The sequence below is a fragment of the Armatimonadota bacterium genome (genome assembly GCA_013359125.1).
In the GTDB taxonomy this organism is placed as follows: Bacteria; Armatimonadota; Fimbriimonadia; order Fimbriimonadales; family GBS-DC; genus JABWCR01.
This window is the reverse complement of record JABWCR010000016.1, coordinates 25,152-42,610: the sequence shown is the minus strand read 5'-3', so window position 1 is coordinate 42,610 and position 17,459 is coordinate 25,152. Positions and strand designations below refer to the sequence as shown.

Annotated in this window: 18 protein-coding genes; 11 read left to right on the top strand and 7 right to left on the bottom strand. The window is 58.6% G+C overall.

Translation table 11 applies throughout. From position 1 onward, the window contains the following. Positions 1–12: 12 nt before the first annotated feature. Together HUU60_08620 and HUU60_08615 are read left to right on the top strand one after the other, a co-directional pair. Positions 13–1,002 (top strand): hypothetical protein, encoded by a 990-nt coding sequence (locus HUU60_08620; protein NUL82768.1) that lies wholly within the window; start codon positions 13–15, stop codon positions 1,000–1,002. Next, the gene (locus HUU60_08615; protein NUL82767.1) at positions 999–1,619 is read left to right on the top strand and encodes an MBL fold metallo-hydrolase; all 621 of its coding nucleotides are present in this window, start codon (positions 999–1,001) and stop codon (positions 1,617–1,619) included. Before HUU60_08620 ends, HUU60_08615 begins: the two co-directional genes overlap by 4 nt. Here HUU60_08615 and HUU60_08610 read toward each other — a convergent pair. The 3 genes from HUU60_08610 to HUU60_08600 are packed head-to-tail and all read right to left on the bottom strand — an operon-like array spanning position 1,616 to position 4,338. After that, entirely contained in the window at positions 1,616–2,413 is a 798-nt protein-coding gene (locus tag HUU60_08610) for a dihydroorotate dehydrogenase electron transfer subunit (GenBank protein ID NUL82766.1), read from the bottom strand. The two genes, HUU60_08615 and HUU60_08610, sit on opposite strands and share 4 nt — an antisense overlap. Positions 2,414–2,426: 13 nt before the next feature. Continuing rightward, a complete protein-coding gene (locus tag HUU60_08605; protein NUL82765.1) occupies positions 2,427–3,674 on the bottom strand; it encodes a bifunctional folylpolyglutamate synthase/dihydrofolate synthase in 1,248 nt (415 codons plus the stop codon). Next, complete coding sequence (locus HUU60_08600) at positions 3,664–4,338, bottom strand: (d)CMP kinase (protein ID NUL82764.1); 675 nt, start codon at positions 4,336–4,338, stop codon at positions 3,664–3,666. Before HUU60_08600 ends, HUU60_08605 begins: the two co-directional genes overlap by 11 nt. Before the next feature lie 54 nt (positions 4,339–4,392). Here HUU60_08600 and HUU60_08595 point away from each other — a divergent pair, with 54 nt between their 5' ends. Both HUU60_08595 and HUU60_08590 read left to right on the top strand, forming a co-directional pair. Then, entirely contained in the window at positions 4,393–5,022 is a 630-nt protein-coding gene (locus tag HUU60_08595; GenBank protein NUL82763.1) for a hypothetical protein, read from the top strand. Positions 5,023–5,026: 4 nt separating this feature from the next. Next, positions 5,027–6,187, top strand: a complete 1,161-nt coding sequence (locus HUU60_08590) for an FAD-binding oxidoreductase (protein ID NUL82762.1) — start codon at positions 5,027–5,029, stop codon at positions 6,185–6,187. On the opposite strand, the gene HUU60_08585 is transcribed toward HUU60_08590, so the two are convergent. Next, entirely contained in the window at positions 6,184–6,765 is a 582-nt protein-coding gene (locus HUU60_08585; GenBank protein ID NUL82761.1) for a hypothetical protein, read from the bottom strand. The genes HUU60_08590 and HUU60_08585 overlap by 4 nt on opposite strands. 105 nt (positions 6,766–6,870) lie before the next feature. Here HUU60_08585 and HUU60_08580 point away from each other — a divergent pair, with 105 nt between their 5' ends. Beyond that, the gene (locus tag HUU60_08580) at positions 6,871–7,338 is read left to right on the top strand and encodes a flagellar basal body-associated FliL family protein (protein ID NUL82760.1); all 468 of its coding nucleotides are present in this window, start codon (positions 6,871–6,873) and stop codon (positions 7,336–7,338) included. Here HUU60_08580 and HUU60_08575 read toward each other — a convergent pair whose 3' ends face one another. From HUU60_08575 to HUU60_08565, 3 genes are read right to left on the bottom strand one after another with little or no spacing between them, the layout of a single operon-like run. Beyond that, positions 7,339–8,109 carry a DUF1295 domain-containing protein gene (locus tag HUU60_08575; protein NUL82759.1) on the bottom strand — a complete coding sequence of 257 codons (771 nt, stop codon included), beginning with the start codon at positions 8,107–8,109 and terminating at the stop codon, positions 7,339–7,341. Then, the gene (locus HUU60_08570; protein NUL82758.1) at positions 8,106–9,209 is read right to left on the bottom strand and encodes a PmoA family protein; all 1,104 of its coding nucleotides are present in this window, start codon (positions 9,207–9,209) and stop codon (positions 8,106–8,108) included. The genes HUU60_08575 and HUU60_08570 overlap by 4 nt, the downstream gene beginning before the upstream one ends. Then, on the bottom strand, positions 9,193–10,212 hold the full coding sequence (locus HUU60_08565) for a zinc-binding dehydrogenase (protein ID NUL82757.1): 1,020 nt from the start codon (positions 10,210–10,212) through the stop codon (positions 9,193–9,195). The genes HUU60_08570 and HUU60_08565 overlap by 17 nt, the downstream gene beginning before the upstream one ends. Before the next feature lie 55 nt (positions 10,213–10,267). Here HUU60_08565 and HUU60_08560 point away from each other — a divergent pair, with 55 nt between their 5' ends. From HUU60_08560 to HUU60_08535, 6 genes are all read left to right on the top strand, one after another. Next, positions 10,268–12,763 (top strand): CehA/McbA family metallohydrolase, encoded by a 2,496-nt coding sequence (locus HUU60_08560; GenBank protein NUL82756.1) that lies wholly within the window; start codon positions 10,268–10,270, stop codon positions 12,761–12,763. A gap of 83 nt (positions 12,764–12,846) precedes the next feature. Then, positions 12,847–13,749, top strand: a complete 903-nt coding sequence (locus HUU60_08555; GenBank protein NUL82755.1) for a diguanylate cyclase — start codon at positions 12,847–12,849, stop codon at positions 13,747–13,749. 138 nt (positions 13,750–13,887) lie between these two features. Further along, positions 13,888–15,381 carry a glycogen synthase GlgA gene (gene glgA, locus HUU60_08550; protein ID NUL82754.1) on the top strand — a complete coding sequence of 498 codons (1,494 nt, stop codon included), beginning with the start codon at positions 13,888–13,890 and terminating at the stop codon, positions 15,379–15,381. Positions 15,382–15,470: 89 nt separating this feature from the next. Further along, positions 15,471–15,653, top strand: a complete 183-nt coding sequence (locus HUU60_08545) for a hypothetical protein (protein ID NUL82753.1) — start codon at positions 15,471–15,473, stop codon at positions 15,651–15,653. A 62-nt stretch (positions 15,654–15,715) separates the two neighbouring features. Continuing rightward, entirely contained in the window at positions 15,716–16,480 is a 765-nt protein-coding gene (locus HUU60_08540; GenBank protein NUL82752.1) for a FliA/WhiG family RNA polymerase sigma factor, read from the top strand. Beyond that, positions 16,477–17,457, top strand: a complete 981-nt coding sequence (locus HUU60_08535) for a Gfo/Idh/MocA family oxidoreductase (GenBank protein ID NUL82751.1) — start codon at positions 16,477–16,479, stop codon at positions 17,455–17,457. Before HUU60_08540 ends, HUU60_08535 begins: the two co-directional genes overlap by 4 nt. The last annotated feature ends 2 nt before the right edge of the window (positions 17,458–17,459 follow it).

The following is a 17,459-nucleotide window of genomic DNA, read 5'->3' as shown; positions in this document are numbered from 1 at the left end:
GGAGGCGGCGATTTGGCTTCGATTCGTTACTCTGCGCCCGGTAGAGCGGGCATAATCGGCAACCCCAGCGATCTGTACGGCGGCGTCGTCATATCTTGCGGCCTGGCCATGCGGGCTCGATGCCACCTCGACCCAGCCGATCGCCTGACTCTCAAGAGTTCGGACGAAAAGCAGATTCCAACCGATTTGAACCTGACCGGCGACCGATTCGACCTTCTCAAGTCGGCTATCGTCGGTGCCGGGTTCTCTCTCGACAAGTCTCGATTTCAACTCTCTGCCGAAAGCGACGTGCCCGCGCAAGCAGGCTTGGCCGGTTCGACCGCGATGCTCACGGCCGTCGTCGCCTGTCTGCTCACGCTGAAAGAAGGCTGGGTCAGCGCCTATCACTTGGCCGAGCAGGTTCGCAGAATAGAGGCCGACGCCCTTGGCGTGGTGTGCGGCTATCAAGACCATCACATGGCCGCCTTCGGCGGCGTCAATTATATGGACTTTAGGGGCAAGGAGACGTTGCGAGCCGACGCCAACGAGCCGTTTGCCACCGTAGAACCGATCGACCGACTGCTTCCGCGCCGTCAAGAACTCCCGTTTGTGCTGGCCTTTACCGGCTTCGAGCGCGACAGCAGCGCCGTACACTCCGACCTTCGATCGCGCTGGGAGCGAGGCGACGAATCGGTGGTCAAAGGCATGAGAGAGATCGCAAGCCTAGCGCAACGCGCCAAGAAAGCAATGATAGAGCGCGACTGGCAATTGATGGCCGACCTAATGAACGAGAACCATGCGATCGTTCGCGATTTAGGCGCGTCGGGCAAAGTGCTGGATGAACTAATAGACGCTGCAAAGGCGGGCGGCGCCTGGGCGGCCAAGTTAGCCGGAGCCGGCGGCGAAGGCGGCACGATAATCGCGCTGACGCCAGACCCGCAACGATTGGCCGATGCGCTGCAAGGCAAGGCCGCGGGCATCTACCAATTAGCGCCCAATGCGCCAGGAGTGATGCGCATTTGATCCAAACGGTGCCGCTCGGCCCTCTTCAGGCGAACTGCTACATCGTAACTTGCGATAAGACCAATCAATGCGTCGTCATCGACCCGGGCGACGAGGCGGCCAAAGTCCTGAGCGCAATCGAAGGGCGGCAACTCATCGCAATCATCGCGACCCATGCGCACTTTGATCACGTTCTGGCCGTGCCCGAGCTGAAGCGAGCGACCGGCGCGCCTTTTTGGCTCCCAAAGGACGAATGGCTTCTTTACGGACACGAAACCCATACTCATCCGACCATGATCGGACTGCCCGCTGGCGAACCTCTGCCTGAACCCGACCGGTTCATTAACGAGCCGGACGAGTTCTCGATTGGTGAGCTTCGTTTCCGAACCATGTCCGTGCCCGGCCATGCGCCCGATCATGTCGCGTTTGTTATGGAAAGCGATCCGCCCTGCGTTTTTTCGGGCGATGTTCTGTTTAGAGGCAGCATCGGTCGATACGACATACCAGGCGCCGACCGAGACAAACTGATGCGATCGCTGGAGAGAATGAAGGCGCTGCCGGACAACGCGATCGTCTATCCCGGCCACGGTCCATCGACTACAATCGGGGACGAAAAGCGCGATAACCCCTATCTTTAATCCCAAACAATTTCGTTGGCCTGAAAAATCGGACCGTCTGCGCAGGCTCGCTTGTACCAAGTGCCGCCATCGGGCAAAGGCGTCTTGACCGCGCAAGCCAAGCAGACTCCGAGACCGCACGGCATGGGAGATTCGATCGAGACTTGGCACGGAATGCTCTGCGAGATGCACTCGCGGGCGATCGAACGGAGCATTCCGTTCGGCCCGCAAGCGTAGACCGCCGACCCAGTCGTTAGATTCTCTCTCAGCAGATCCGTTACCTGGCCCCGGTAGCCCGATGAGCCGTCGTCCGTCGCCACCAATGCCGTTGCGCCCAATGCGCGAAACTCGTCCAAACCCACCAACAGGTCCCGACTGCGGGCGGCGATCAGGATGACCAACTCATCATCTTTGCCGAGCGTGGGAGCCAACTTCGAAGCGAAATAGCACAAGGGCGGGGCGCCAAAACCCCCAGCGGCCAAAATATGTCGCTTTGCCTCGCGAACGGGCTGAAACCAATTGCCCAACGGCCCGAGAACTCGCACCGACGAGCCGACCGGTTTCATCGACAGCAATTCCGTGAAGGCGCTCTGCACAGAGTAGAAAACGGAGATCAACCCCTTGTCTGGATTGGCGCGCAAGATGCTATAAGAGCGGCGCAGATAGGGCGAGAGGCTGTCCATAGCCCTCAACTGAACGAACTGGCCAGGAAGAGCCACCTCCGCGATGGGCGGGGCATGGAGCATCAGTTCGAACTGGCCGGGCGACGCTCGACGATGCTCAAGAATCGTCGCCGTCAGCTCCCATCGCGCCATGATTGATCGAATATTACCCGTTGCGAAACTCTTCGCACTCGCCAACCACGTAGAATGAGCCCGTAACCACAACAATGCCCTCCGAGAGCGCCGAGCGGACGCCATCCCTAACGGAAGAGGCGACTCGGCCTTCAACAGAGAGTTGCTTGGCAGCGGCTTGAAGTTCAGCGGGCGAGTAGGCTCTTGGATGATCGGCCGCGACAAAGACAAACTGCCTTGAAATGCGAGTCAAAGGCTCCAGAAACCCTACCGGATCGTGCGGCTTGCTCATTCCTACGACAAAGACAACTTCATACCCTTTCAGATTGGCTGCCAACTCTTCCGCCGCCTGGGCATTGTGCGCGCCGTCCAGAATCAGGCGAACGGGATCGCCGACCGTCTCGAAACGCCCAGGCAATCTCGCCTTACCGATCCCTTCAGCTATCGCCTGGTCCGTAACGCCGATCCCGCTAGCCCACAGGGTCGCCGCAGCCGTTGCCGCATTGCTTCTTTGGGCGCGTCCCACCATCGCAGGACGCACAATAAGTTCATGTTTGTCAAAGCAAACTTTTACATATTCGTTCGAATTGCCATCGTCTTCCGTCTCAACCTCATGGCCGACAAAGAAGCTGGGAGCCTGGCGAATCTGAGCCACCGACCGAATCATCGTCTCGGCCTCGATCCCGCACGGCCCAATAACCACAGGACGCCCCGGCTTGATTGCGCCTGCTTTCTCGTACGCGATGTCGGACAAAGTCGGACCCAGCCGATCCATGTGGTCCAGGCCGATCGAACTGATCGCGCACGCCTGCGGCACAATCACATTCGTCGCGTCCAAGCGACCGCCCAAACCGACCTCTAGCACAGAAAAGTTTACGTTGTGCTCGGCAAAGCAGCACATAGCGACCGCCGTCTTCATCTCGAATTCCGTAACCTGGCCATATTCGGTGTCCCTCAATGAATCGGCGATAGGCTTCAAATTTGTAATCCATCTTGCCAAGTCGCTGTCGGAGATTGGTTCAGAATCGAGCAGTATCCGTTCGTTCACTCGATAGACGTAAGGGGAAAAGTAGGCGCCGGTCGAGCAGCCCGCAGCCCGCAGGCACTCGGCGATCATCATCGTAACCGATCCCTTGCCGTTCGTGCCCGCGACGTGGAAGCTGCGGACCTGATCCTGCGGGTTGCCGGCACGGCGCAGAAACTCGGTCATACGGGCATTGCCCATGCGCCAGCCATAAACGTTCAGACTGGCGAGATAGCGCAGCGCCTCTTCAATCGACATCGCGGCGCCGCCAATGCTCCAGCGCGACGGCCAGCACCTCTTCGATAGACAGATCGTCCGTATCGATCTCAACCGCGTCTGCCGCCTTCACAAGGGGCGAATCGGCTCGCGTAGAATCTCGCCGGTCTCGCTCGATGATCTGCGACAAGGCGTCTTCATAACTGATCGGCGTCCCGCGCTCTTCAAGTTCCTTGCACCGCCGCATCGCCCGTGCCTGGGCCGATGCCGTCAGGAATATCTTTAGCCGCGCTTTTGGAAAGACGACCGTGGTCGTGTCTCTGCCCTCGCACACAAGACCGCGCCCCAATTGAGCCATTTGTCGTTGTAGCCTGACCATCGCACGGCGAACGCCGCTGTGAACAGAAACTTCGGAGGCCAGAGTCGAGATCTCTGGCAGGCGTATCTCGTCGGTAACGTCTTGGCCGTCCAGCAACACGCGTTGGCTGCCGTTTTCAGTCGTCAACTCTATTCGCGCCGTCTCGGCGATCTGGCTCAGAGAGGGCGCATCATCGCTTGCAATTCCTGATCGCTTGGCCTTCAGCGCGATCGCGCGATACATCGCGCCAGTGTCCAAATAGAGGAAACCCAAGACTCTGGATAAGTTCTTAGCCAAGGTGCTCTTGCCCGACGCCGCCGGTCCGTCGATCGCGATGATCCTCTCCATGCGCAAAGAATATACCAGCCAAAGCGCAAAAGTTGCGGTAGAATCTGAGCAGAGGTGATAACGATGAAACTGGCTCTCTGGCTGACCGCGATTTTGGTCTGCGCAAGCGCAATGGCTCAAACCAAGGGCACCTATCTGGAAAGCAGGACGTGCAGCGTTTATGTAGGCGCCTGCCACTTTAACGGCGAATACGATACCGCCGGTCGAGAGGCCGCATTGGCCTGGAAGTTCGACACCGGGCGCTTTGCCGGACGAGCCGCAGCGGCCATCGTAGTTTCCGACGCCAACTTGGCCGAAGGCACAGCCAGAAAAAGTTGGCTCTACTTTGAGCGCACGGGCGATGCGGATGCGGACGAGGCCTTCGGGAGGGAACTCAGCGCCCAGTTTTCCAACGTGCTGGGCAAGAGCGTGGTCGTTTCGCACCAGCCGGTCCGATACTCCGACGACGGCGAGGTCGTCAAAGTCAGCGTCGGCGACAAGGGTCAGATCGTCTCTCTCGATGTTAGTCGAGTTACCAAGCCGTGTTGTCCGATGCCGCACGAAGTCTGGTATCAGCCGCTAGCGACCATCGATTCGGTCTCGGTCGGCCTGGCCAACCAGAATCGATGCAGCGTTCAGGAACTCGCGCTCTCTTGGCAGCGTCCCTTAGAAAACAGCGCGTTCATTGGCGAGTTCCGCTATTAGTTGAATGAGTCTTGAGATCGGCCTTCGCGCGCTGGTTGGCGAGGAAGGCCGAGTCTCGCCCCACGAGTTCGCGGTTGGCGGCCAATCGCCCCCGTTTGCCATTGCGCCAGTCAACGAAGAGGAGTTGGCCGCAACCCTCAAACACGCCTCTGCAAGCGGCGCGGGATGCTCGGTTTTCGGATCAGGCAGTATGCGCAACGCGGGCAATTCGCTCTCCCCATACGATTTCGCCCTCAGCGGCCATCGTCTCAAGCCCCTTATAGACTTTCAGCCGGAAGAGATGATCGTAACCGTTTCGTGCTCGGTTGCTTTTCCAGAACTGCAGCGGGCGTTGGCCGAGGCGGGACATTGGCTGCCATGGAATCCCCCGGCGTCGAACGGGACCATTGGCGGCATCATCGCCACGGGCCGCTCCGGATCGCTGCGCTTTCGTCATGGAACCCCGAGAGATCGCCTGCTGGCTATGCGCATGGCGCTCGCCAACGGCAACTTGATCAAAAGCGGCGCCAAGGTTGTCAAAAGCGTCGCGGGATACGACCTCCACCGCCTCTTTTGCGGCTCGTGGGGCGTTTTAGGCGTCATTCTGGAAGTTACGCTCAAAACCTCGCCCAGACCAGAGAGGTCAGCATGGTTCGTGGCCAAGACGGATGAACCGGAGCAGGCGATCGCCAACATCCTATCATCCCCGGCCCAGCCGGACGCGATCGACGTTATCAATACCAAGACCTTGGCTGTTGCGCTTTCGGGATTCGAAGAAGAAGTCGATTGGCAGCTGCAAGCGATCAAGAACTTAGGCATCGATCTTGCACCGGGCGACGAACCGGTCGTGCCCACTGATAGCCCGGTCTTAGCCAAAATCGTATGCAGACCCTCGGATACGATCGAAGTGGCTCAGAAACTGGCCCAAACAGCATCGGTCGATACCCTTGCCCATGCCGGCAGCGGCATCGTCTACGCCTATTCGGACGATCAGGGCGCCGCAGACCTGTTGGCCAGTCTGCGCAGCGAACTGGGCCTCAAAATGATGTTCTGGTCGTTGCCGCCAGAGAAGAAGGCCACCGTGAGAGCCTGGCCCGAGTTGGGCGATGCTGCCGGACTGATGAAAGCGATCAAACAGAGGTTCGACCCGAGCGGTCTCTTCGAGCCCGGGCGCTTCTTCCCCTAATTGTGATCCTTCAGCTTCTTCATCATCTCGACCGCGAGTTCCGGCAAAAACACGTGTTCGACATAGAACCAATAGAGCTGAACGTCCTCTGACCCTTCCACGTTGAACTTCTGTTCTTTCAAGACCTCTTTGCTCTTGCGCGCCATCTCGGCAAACTGTTCATCGGTGAAGATCGGTCTCAGTTCGGTGGCCAGTTCCTTCACCGCTTTGACCCTCAGCGCTTTTCGATCCTCGGCGGCCTTCTTTTCCAACTCCTTCAGCCGGTTCAACAATCCTTGGGGCGCAGGGCGACCGGCGATCGCTTGCTGTCGAGCCTTTTCGACATCTTCTTTCAGCGCGAGAAGGTCCTTAGCTTCGGCCTTAAACTGCTCGTTTTCGCGCTCTCGCGCCTTCTTGTTAGCGGCCATCAACTTATCCAACTGCACATCCGTCAGCTTCAGATGTCGGACGTTTTCAAACCAATGGATCTCCGCGATGGCGACTAACAGCGCGTCCACCTCGCTCGTTGCCGGCTTGGCGTCTTGCGCGGCGACCGTCCAAAATAGAGAGACGGCTGCTATCAGGGCTAAGGGTTTCATTCTAATTCTCCTGACGATTAGTTCGGGGTCGAAGCCTCTCCATCCTGCGCCCCTTCGTTAACAATCCTGCCAATAATGGAATAAAGAGGACGGAGGCGATGGCTCATGTCAGAAGAGAAAGAGAAGGCCCCCAAGAAGGGCGGCAAGAACATGGTCGTGGTAATCGTGCTCGTATTGGGGCTTGCGGGCGGCGTCTTTGCCGGCAAAACGCTGTTTGGCGGCGGTAAGAACGTTACAGTGCACGAAGAAGCGAAGTTAGGGCACACCGTTAAGCTTCGCGAAGGAAGCGAGTACGTGATAAATCTTGATGACGACCATTACCTCAAAGTCGGCATCGCCCTCGGCCTTAACGAGAAGGTCAAAGAAGACGCCATCAAGAACAAAGAATCGGCCATCTCCGATACGGTCATCATGACGCTGACCGGCATGGACCGAGCCGAACTAATCAGCAAGGAAGGCAAAGAAGCGCTCAAAAAGACGCTGACCAAGAAGCTGAACGAACTTCTGTACGAAGAGACGAAGAACAAGGAAGCGGTGTTAGAGGTCTACTTCGACACCTTCATGACGCAGTAGTCAGTCGGCTTTTGGCGGCATGGGGACAAAAGGGCTTGTGCGCCGGATGTATTCCCTATATCCGGGCTTTGCATCCGCCAGGCTCTTTTCCAGCATCCTGACGCCGGACACCTTGACCAGCAGAAGAGTCATCATAACGGGACTGACGAGGCTCCACGGTAGGCCGCGTCCCGCCATCAGCCAGATTCCCCACCAGATTGTCGCCTCGCCAAAGTAGTTGGGATGTCGGCTATATCGCCATAATCCCCGATCCATCACGCGGCCCTTGTTCTCCGGCTTCGACTTAAACCGGAGCAGTTGCCAATCGCCTACGGCTTCGAAACCAAATCCAATCGCAAACACGATCGCCCCTAAGGCGTCCAAAGCCGACAGACCGCTCGAATCGGAAAGACAGACCAGAATGGGCAGCGCCAAGACCCAATTCACCGCTCCCTGCAGCCAAAAAACCTGAAAGAGACTGATCCACCAATAGCCTGTGCCATATTGCCGGCGCCAGGCGGCGTAACGAAAATCCTCGCCTTTGCCCCAATTCCGCACCAGAATGTGAGCCGACAGCCGCACGCCCCAAACAGCAAGGCAGGTCAACAGCAGCCAGTGCCTTACAGTCAGATTCGCCTGCAAGTTGGCATAGAGCAGAGTCTGCGATAGAACGCCCAGGCTCCACGCAACGTCGACGATGCTAGCATTGCGCAAAGGCAGACTGACGATCCAGACCAAAGTGAAGAAGCCGAGCGACGCGCCCAGCCCTAACAGCGCCTCGTACAGGCTCATCCGCCAATCCGCGGCGGATGGGCAAACAGCGACCACCTCTCTGCAACGCCGGCCTGTTGCGCGTTCCCCTCGTGCAGCCAGATTCGATACCGAAGCCGCATCGTCTCGCCTTTCGCCATCTTGTGATCGCCAGCGTTCCGTGCCGCGCCCGGCACAAAATCGTGAATGCCGAACGGGTTGACCGCAAACAGCCCGTAGTCCCGCGCATGCCAATGTGTCGGGTGCCGAAAACTCTCAGGATGGTCCATGATCGCGATCCCCATCGCAACCTCGTCGATCTTCCCGCTATAGTCGCACCAGGCGGCGCGCTTTCCCCATACTGCGGCATCTTTTTCGCCGTTCGAGTTTATCATCTCCGCGCCCTGCCGCCGTGAAACCTCCAACGCGCTCGCAACTCGAATCCCGAAACTGCCCTCCTTCGTGTCGCCAAACTTCAAATCCCCCTCAGACGCTGTAACGATCGTCTCGAAGTCTATCGTCAATCCCCGCTCGCCCCAATAGAACGCGAACGACTGCCGATCTTCGCACGCCTTCTTCCCATCTGGCCCTATCCAATCGTTTACGATAACGAATCTCGCGAAGACCGGGCCATGCGCGCGCTCCTCGATCGCTCGCGCTACTATTTTGCCCCGATTGGGCCCCTCCGTCCAATAATCTAGGCCGTTAACATCCCCATGTGTAAACCACATGGAGCGATGGTGAGGATGATCGGTCGTTTCGCCCGCAACGCGATTCATGGGAAAGTTGCGCGTCATCGGCTTGCCCTTGGGACCTATGAGCGGGTAGATGTACGGCTTCGGCACGTTCTTGTGCCAGAGTTGAGCAACCATTTGCCCGCGAAGCTCAATGGTCGTTGCATCGCCGTCTTCTCGGAACGACCAACCCTCAGCCGCCTTGCCCGTCTTCAGATCATAGGTTGCCGATGAGTTCTTGCCCAGTGCGGGCTGAATCCAGCGAACGAGAGCGCCGTCCTTCTGTGCCGGGATCGAGGCCTTGCCGTCTGACAGAATCCACGGCTCGGCGGGCAGTCGCCCCGTCAGCTTGGCCGCCAGAGGTTCTTCTAAGATCGCGCGCTCGTCGGTTCTAATCGTTATCTTCATCAGGTATTAAGATGCTCTTTACCGTTTGTCGACTCTCCATCGCTTCAAACGCTTCGCGCCACTCGGTTAGCCGAAAGCAGCGCCGCAGCGGAGCCAATGTCAGCTTGCGAGCGCTCATGAGGGCAAGGACGCGCTCCCATGTTGCCCAAGTATGACTGAAAGCGCCTTGCAGATTAGCCGCTTTCTGAACAAGCGGGTCGAGCGAAAAGCCCAGCGGCTCTGGCCCCCAGCCTACCTTAACGATCTGACCGCCCGGCTTCACCAATTCTAGCGCAGGCTTTAGCGACTCGCTCGCCCCCGCCGCATCGACCGCCAAGTCCGCTATCGGCGATATGCTCATCGAATCGGTCGTCCAAACTTCCGTTGCGCCGCACGCTTTGGCAGCCTCCAGCCTTGGACCATCGCTCGCCAGGCCGATCACGATCAATCGCGACGGATTGAACAGCCGGGCCATCTGAGCGCACAGCAGGCCGATCGGACCCGTGCCGATCACCGCGACCGTATCGCCCGGTTTGACGTTCGAAAGTTCGACCACAGCGTTTGCCGCCACGCAACACGGCTCGGTCATGGCGGCGTCTTCAAACGGCACGTTCCGAGGGATCCTATGCACTATTCGCGTCGGAACCCTGACGAACCGCGTCATTGCGCCGTCCGTGCCGTACCCGAATCCGAGCCGGGTTGGGCAGAGATTGTATCGCCCGGTGCGGCACATCGCGCAATGGCCGCAAATGAAGGCCGCCGTCTCGCAAGCGACGCGCTCGCCGATTTTCCAATCGATCGCCCCTTCGCCCAGTTCGACGATCTCTCCGGCAAACTCGTGCCCTAGCGCCACCGGATAGTTGACGGGCCAAGAATGCGTCCCATGAAACTGATGCAGATCCGAACCGCAGACGCCGACCGCCCGCACCTTGACGACGACCTCGCCGAATCCCGCAGTGGGTTCGGCAATCTCGCGAAGTTCGACGGAACCCGGTTCGGGAGAGAAGTTAACGACCGCGATCACGGCTTAACCCTTCGTTAAAGCAGGAGCGAACTCCTGCCTGGCAAAATCTTGATACATGATTCGAATCCTTATCGCCCTCTTTCTCGTTTCCGTTGCATGGGGGCACGATGTCGGGCGCATCCGCACCGAGCCGCTGCCCAAGGTGCAAGACGGAATGGCCGAACTCAAGATCGCCACCGAGAAGGACCTGCCAGGCGGCCCCAAAGCCGAAGGCCAGGCGGGAGATTACATCCTGAGAAACTCCCGTTCCGTCTTTGTCGTTTCGCGCCCGCGCCCGGCCTCGGGATATGCTCGCTATGGCGGTCGAATCTTGGATGCCGTTATGCCGGAGAAGGGGAGCGATATGGATTTTCTGGGCGAGCTCTTTATCAGCGCAACCGATGCAAAGGGGCTGCCCAATCTGCGGACGCTCAGAGCCGAGAGAGCCGAGATCGTCAATCCAGGCGGACGGGGCCAGACCGCTGTCTTGAGGGTCTTTGCGGTCGATGATCGCTTTCCAATAGTCGATCAAACGCTCAACATCCCCAGCGCTCCGATCGGGATGCGCGTTGAAATCGACTACGCCTTAGCGCCCGACTCCCATACGCTGACCGTTCAAATGCGCGCGATCAACACGACCGACAGAGCGCAGACCTACGCGATGAACCTGGGGTTGGTGCAGGGCGACGGCATCGAAACTTACATCCCGCCCATTGGAGCGATGGATCACGCATTCCGAACCGCAGGCACAAAGACCATGCTCGGTCTGGTCGATTCGCTCAAAGGACCGCACAATCTGATGGCAGGCCTTGGGCAGAAAATTGGCTACGGCTTCTATCGAGTCGATGGCCAATTGGGCGAGATCATGCGCGCCGAGCAGATTTTTCAGGCGAACCTTGCGACTTGGTCCGGCATACAGCCTGGCGAATCTCGAACCGTTACTTGGGCGCTGACCCTTTCCAATGGATCGCTCGAACCGATCCTCGCAGCGATGGGCGACGACGAGCGAGGCGCAAAAATATCCGGCGATGCTGCGCCAAACGCTCGCCTCTACTTTATAAACAAGGATACGGACGCCCTTTCAAACATCGTCAAAGCCGATGATAGAGGCGCATTCTCTTTGACGCTTAAGCCTGGCGACTACCAGGTCGCCGCCTTTGCCGAGGGGCGAGCGCCGATTATGGTCGATGCCAAAGTCCCAGCCGACCGCCTCAGAATCTCGATGCCGCCCGCCGCCAACCTGCGTTTTCAGATCGGCGACGAGAAGAGCCAAGCGGCCCCCTGTACCGTTACCTTCGAGCGTATCAGCGGGCCGATACCCAACTCCGAGCGCGCAAAATATGGAGAGCAAGGGCAGTTTGGCCGCTTTCATCGAGTCTGGTTCAGCCGCACCGGAAACGAGACCATTCCCGTCGAGCCTGGAAAATACCTTGTAACCTTTAGCCGTGGCTTTGAGTACGAGGTAGACGCCGCCGAACTGACCTTCGAGCCGGGCAAAACCATCGAGCGGCGAACCAGTCTCGCGAGATCGGCGCGAATGCCCGGCTATCTCAGCGGCGACTTTCACATTCATGCCATGCCCTCGCCCGATTCGAACGACGCGCTGGAAGATAAAGTCCTGGCCTACGCGGGTGCGGGCGTCAGCATCATGGTCGCCACCGATCACGACGTCAACACCGATTACAAGCCGGTCGTCAAACGTCTGGGATTGGAGAATCGAATTGCCGCCATCACCGGCACCGAAATCTCGCCGAACAATCGCCTCGGCCACTTCAACGCCTATCCTCAGCGATACGATCCCAGCGAACCGAACAATGGAGCGATCGCCTGGTACGACAAGAGCGCCGCCCAGATATTCGCCGACGCGCGAAAGAACTTTGACGGCGATGTCATCGTGCAAATCAATCATCCGCGAGGCGGCAACATGGGTTGGTTCGATTGGATCGGGATGCACAAAGAGACCGGCGAGATCGGCAAGCCGCAAGAGTTCTCGGACAACTTTGACGCGATCGAGGTTTTCAACGGCATGGGCGGCGGGCTGGTCCAAGTGATGACCGATTGGTTCAACTTTCTCAATCAGGGCAAGCGATTCTTGGCGATGGGCAACACGGATAGTCATCGAGCCTACAACTTTGAAGCCGGATTTCCGCGGACCTATATCCGGTTTGGACACGAAGATCCAAGGCGAGTCAACGAAAAGAACTTGGTCGAGGCGCTCCGATCGGGCGATGTGATCGTCTGCGCTGGTCCAATGATCGATTTCTCCATTGCCGGCGTGCGGCCTGGCGGAACCGTTCCGTCTGGTCGAAAGCTGGCGTTCGATCTCACCGTTCGCGCCGCCAGTTGGATCAAGGTCGAACAGGTCAAACTGATCGTCAACGGCAAAGAAGCCTGGTCGTCTCCCGTGCCTCAGGCCGATGGTCCGCTCGACTGGACGATTACCGCAGAAATCGACCCTCCGACCGAGGGATGGATCATTGCCGACGCATTGGGTTCGCGCTTCACAGCCCTCTACCCCAGCGTCAAGCCGCGTTCGTTCACCAATCCAATCTTTGTGAAGCCGCCTCGCTAAGAAAACCTAAAGAGACGAGGCAAGAATCCGATAATCCTATGGGGGAGCGCCCGTTTGTCCGGGCCCCCTTTAGGATTATCGATATGAAGAACTTAAAGAGAAAGTTGTTGCTGATCGAGGCCGACGCTGCCGCCGCGCAGATCGTCGGCCAAAGGCTGTCCGCCTCGAGCGATGCCGATTACCAAGTCGATACCGTAGAGCAGCTCGAAACAGGAGTACAGAGACTCAAAAGGCGCAGGTACGCCGCCGTTCTCTTGGGTTTGGACGCGGACGAGCCCAAGAGCGCGCGAACCTGCGACGAACTCTGCAAAACTCATCCGTCGGCAGCCGTTGTCGCTCTCGCGCCGAGAGATGAATTGGGCGAGCGCGCCATTCAGTCCGGCGCGCAAGATTACGTGCTTCGCCGCCGCATGACTTCTGAACAGCTCCACAAGACCGTATCGGCCGCCATCGAGCGACAGAAACATCGAAACGCCTGGCTGCAGCTCTCCACCATCGATGATTTGACCGGCCTCCACAATCGCCGAGGTCTGACGATCATGGGCGACCAACTGGTTTCGCTCGCTCGCCGGAGCGGCCTATCGATCGTGGTCTTGTTCATCGATCTGGACGGCCTTAAGGCCGTCAATGACAAGCACGGCCACGATGAGGGCGATTGGTGCATCCGCACCATTGCCCGAATCTTGCGCGGCGCGGTTCGTCAGTCCGATGCCATCGCTCGGCTGGGCGGCGACGAGTTTGCCGTGATCGCCATGGGAGAGGGCGACTTTCGCGACCGTCTGATCGCAAGAATCCAAGAGAAGGTCGCGCTCCACAACGAACTCTGCAATGGACACTCGGCGCTCTCGCTGAGCATTGGCGGCGCGCTGATGGAGCCGAGCGAGACCCTGTCCATAAACGACCTGCTCCGCGAAGCGGATCAGGCCATGTACCGCCAGAAGTCGAAGAGAAGGCGCCCAGTGCGGCAAATTTCAAACGTTCGCTGAAGTTTACGTGCCAAAGCGCCAATAATTTTGCTGGGAAAGCAGAGGCCGCAAGCCGTCCTGGGCGGTCGTTGCATCATCTCCGCAGAAAGGGCCCCGCCGTCCTAATGCGATACCAGCGTCCCAACAAGGAGGGAAAGAATGGCGAAAAGAAGCGCATCACCGATCCTATTTGTTTCGGCAGAGGTGGCGCCCTTGGCCAAAGTCGGCGGCCTTGCCGACGTAGCCAGCGCGCTGCCCAAAACCCTGAAATCAATGGGCCACGATGTCCGAATCATCATGCCCGACTACGGCATGATCGAGAACAACGCAACGCTCAAGATCGCTCCGCTGCTCGAGTTCGACGTCCAGATCAATCCGTTTTGGACCGAGCGCGCCTACGTGCGAACCCTAACGCTCGACAACAACCTAACCGTCTATCTGGTCGGTTGCAATCGGTGGTTCAACGAATCCACCAGTTCCGAGACCATCTACCGACCGGGCGCCGAGCCTTACATCTTCTTCAATCGAGCGGTCGTCAGCTTTATCGAGCGCTATTCCGAGCACTGGCTTCCGCGCGTGGTCCACTGCAACGACTGGCACACAGGGCTTATCCCCGTCTACCTTAAGACGTTGGAGAATCCTCTCCTCGACCAGATTGCAACCGTGTTCACCGTCCACAATCTCGCGTTCCAGGGCCTCTTCCCGCACGAAACCCTGCACTGGGCCGGGCTGCCGGAACATCTCTTTGCGCCCGATCAGTTAGAGTTCTTCGGCCAGTTCAGCTTCATGAAGGGCGGCCTCGTCTTTGCCGACATGGTCAACACCGTCAGCCCGACCTATGCCGCCGAGATACAGACCGAGGCCTTTGGAGAAGGCCTAAACGGATTACTGTCCTGGCTCAATTCTCGCGAGCGCCTGACCGGAATCCTCAACGGCATCGACACCGATCTCTACAACCCCGAGACCGACAAGCAGATCGCCGCTCCCTATTCGACCAAGAAGATGACCGGCAAGCAAAAGTGCAAGGCCGAACTGCAGAAGACCTGCGGCTGGAAGCCCAACGCTAACGCGATCGTGATCGGCATGGTGGGTCGTTTGACCGATCAAAAGGGCATGGGCCTCATCAAGACCGCCTTTGCCAAGATGCTGCAGCTGCCGGTCCAGTTTGTCATTTTGGGCACGGGCGATCCGGCATTCGAGCGCTTCCTGACCGCGCAGCACAAGAAGAACCGCAACAAGGTCTGCACAACCATCGGATTCGATCCGAAACTGGCGCAAAAGATCTATGCCGGAGCAGACCTCTTCTTGATGCCCTCGCAATTCGAACCATGCGGTTTGGGGCAAATGATCGCCATGCGCTACGGTACGCTGCCGGTCGTAAGGGCGACCGGCGGTCTGGCCGATACGGTTACCGATGCGGGCGCCCGGTTCGACAAGGGCAACGGCTTTACCTTTACGGAGTTTACGCCGACCGCCTTGACCGAAGCGCTGAAGAGGGCTACGACTGCCTTCCAATCGCCAACCAAGTGGCCAAAGCTGGTTCAGCGGGCAATGACCACGAACTGGAGTTGGAAGACATCGGCGGACGCCTATGTCAATCTCTATCAACATGCGCGAGATCAGCGCAAGGCTGCCGAGTTGGCGTATCGCTAATCGATACACAGGTTGGACGGCGCTGTCGCCGTCCAACCCTCTCATGAATCCAAATGAACTGGCAGGCGGCGCCTAAGATAGTCGGCGGCTTGGCTTGTCTCGCAGCATTGGCCGCAGGAATCATGGGAGGAGTCGATCCAGCGATCTGTATCGCAAGAGCGCTGGTGTCGGGAAGCATCGGATGGGTTGCGGGCGCGCTGTGGGCCGTGATGCTGACGCGCCCCCCGGAACCAACGGTCGATAAGAAGGAGCCTGAGGTTGGGCAAGAGTAAGTTGAAGGGAATTGAGAACCGTTGTTGAAGTATAGTCTGCATATAGGCCGGGGAGGACGCTAATGAGCACTGTCGCAACTCAAGAAGCGTGGCGTAAGTACAAGGTGGCGGGCGACCAGCGGTCGCGCGACCAACTCATAAAGCAATATTCGCATTTGGTCAAAATCACGGCAGGTCGCGTCGTGGCCCACCTGCCCAACAGCCTCGAGTGGGACGACGTGTACAGCGCCGGCGTCGTTGGCCTTGTTAAGGCGGTCGATCAGTTCGATCCCACCCGAAACGTTAAGTTTGAGACCTTCGCCATTGCGCTCATACGCGGCGCCGTTCTAGAGATGCTGCGCAACGAAGACTGGGTGCCGCGCTCGATGCGCGACAAGATGAAAACCCTCGATCGCGCATGCTTTGCTCTGGAGACTCGCCTGGGACGACCGGCGACCGAGGATGAAATCGCCGCCGAGATGGAAGTGAACGTCCAAGACTATCGCAAGATTCTCTCCGACGGCTCGCGCGCAAACGTCATGTCGCTCGAAAATATCCTGATCCAAAACGAAGAAGAGGATCAGGTGCTGATTTCCGATTGTCTCTCGGCCGGCGGCGATCCGACCGCCGAGGTAGAAGAGCGAGAACGCCTGCGATCCCTTGTCGGATCGATCGAAGCCCTGCCCGAACGAGAAAAGGTCGTCATCGCGCTCTACTATTACGAAGGCCTGACCTTCCGAGAGATCGGTCAAGTCATGAGCATCTCAGAATCTCGCGTTTATCAGCTTCATGCCCAAGCCGTTGCCCGAATGCGCGCTCGGCTGACGGATTGGGAGGAAGCTGCGTGAGCGCAAACTGTGCCGTCGTCGGATATGGCGCCGCCTATAGCATGGGCAAGTTCCATGCAGAGGCCATCCGCAGCGTCGAAGGACTCGATCTGACCGCCGTTTACGATGCCGATCCAGCGCGCAGAGAGGCCGCCCGAAACGAGCTTCAAGTCAACACGCCCGAAACTTACGAGCAGCTCCTCGCCGATCCATCGATAGACCTCGTCGTTCTCGTTACGCCGCACGATACGCACGCGCCTCTCGCCGTCCAAGCGCTGCGAGCCGGAAAGCACTGCGCCACCGAAAAACCCATGTGCATGAACCTCCGCGAAGCCGACGAAATGATCGCCGCTGCGCAAGATTCAAGCCGAATACTGACCGTCTTTCACAATCGCCGCTGGGATTCGGACTATCTGACCGTCTCGAACGTGGTCAAGAGCGGGCTGTTGGGAAACGTCTTCTTGATCGAAAGCACCGTCAATGGGTTTGGCGAGCCGATGGGCTGGAGACGAGAGAAAAAGCACGGAGGCGGCAACCTGTACGACTGGGGCGCGCATCTTTGGGATCAGATTGCAAGGTTGCTGGCGCCCGCGCGCCCGGTCCGAGTCTTCGCCGACCTTCAGCATCGCGTCTGGAACGTCGATACCGAAACTCAGGCGACCGTGATGTGCCAGTTCGATAACGGTGCGACCGCAACCGTGGACGTAGGCTGCGTCTCTTGGCAAAGCAAGCCGCGATGGATCGTTCGGGGCGAAAAGGCCGCGCTGGTCGGGCAATGGGACTCGGCGACGCTCAAAGGCGAGTTCGGCGGCGTCCGCGGCGAGATGCAGGTCGAGATGATCAAAGGCGATTGGAAGGATTTTTATCGCAACCTGTCCGGCGCCATAGCGGGCACGGCAGATCTGGCGGTAAAGCCTCAAGAAGCGCGGACGGCGATTCAAATCATCGAGGCGGCTGTCCAGTCGTTCGAATCCGGCCAAGCCATAGCGATAGGATAGTC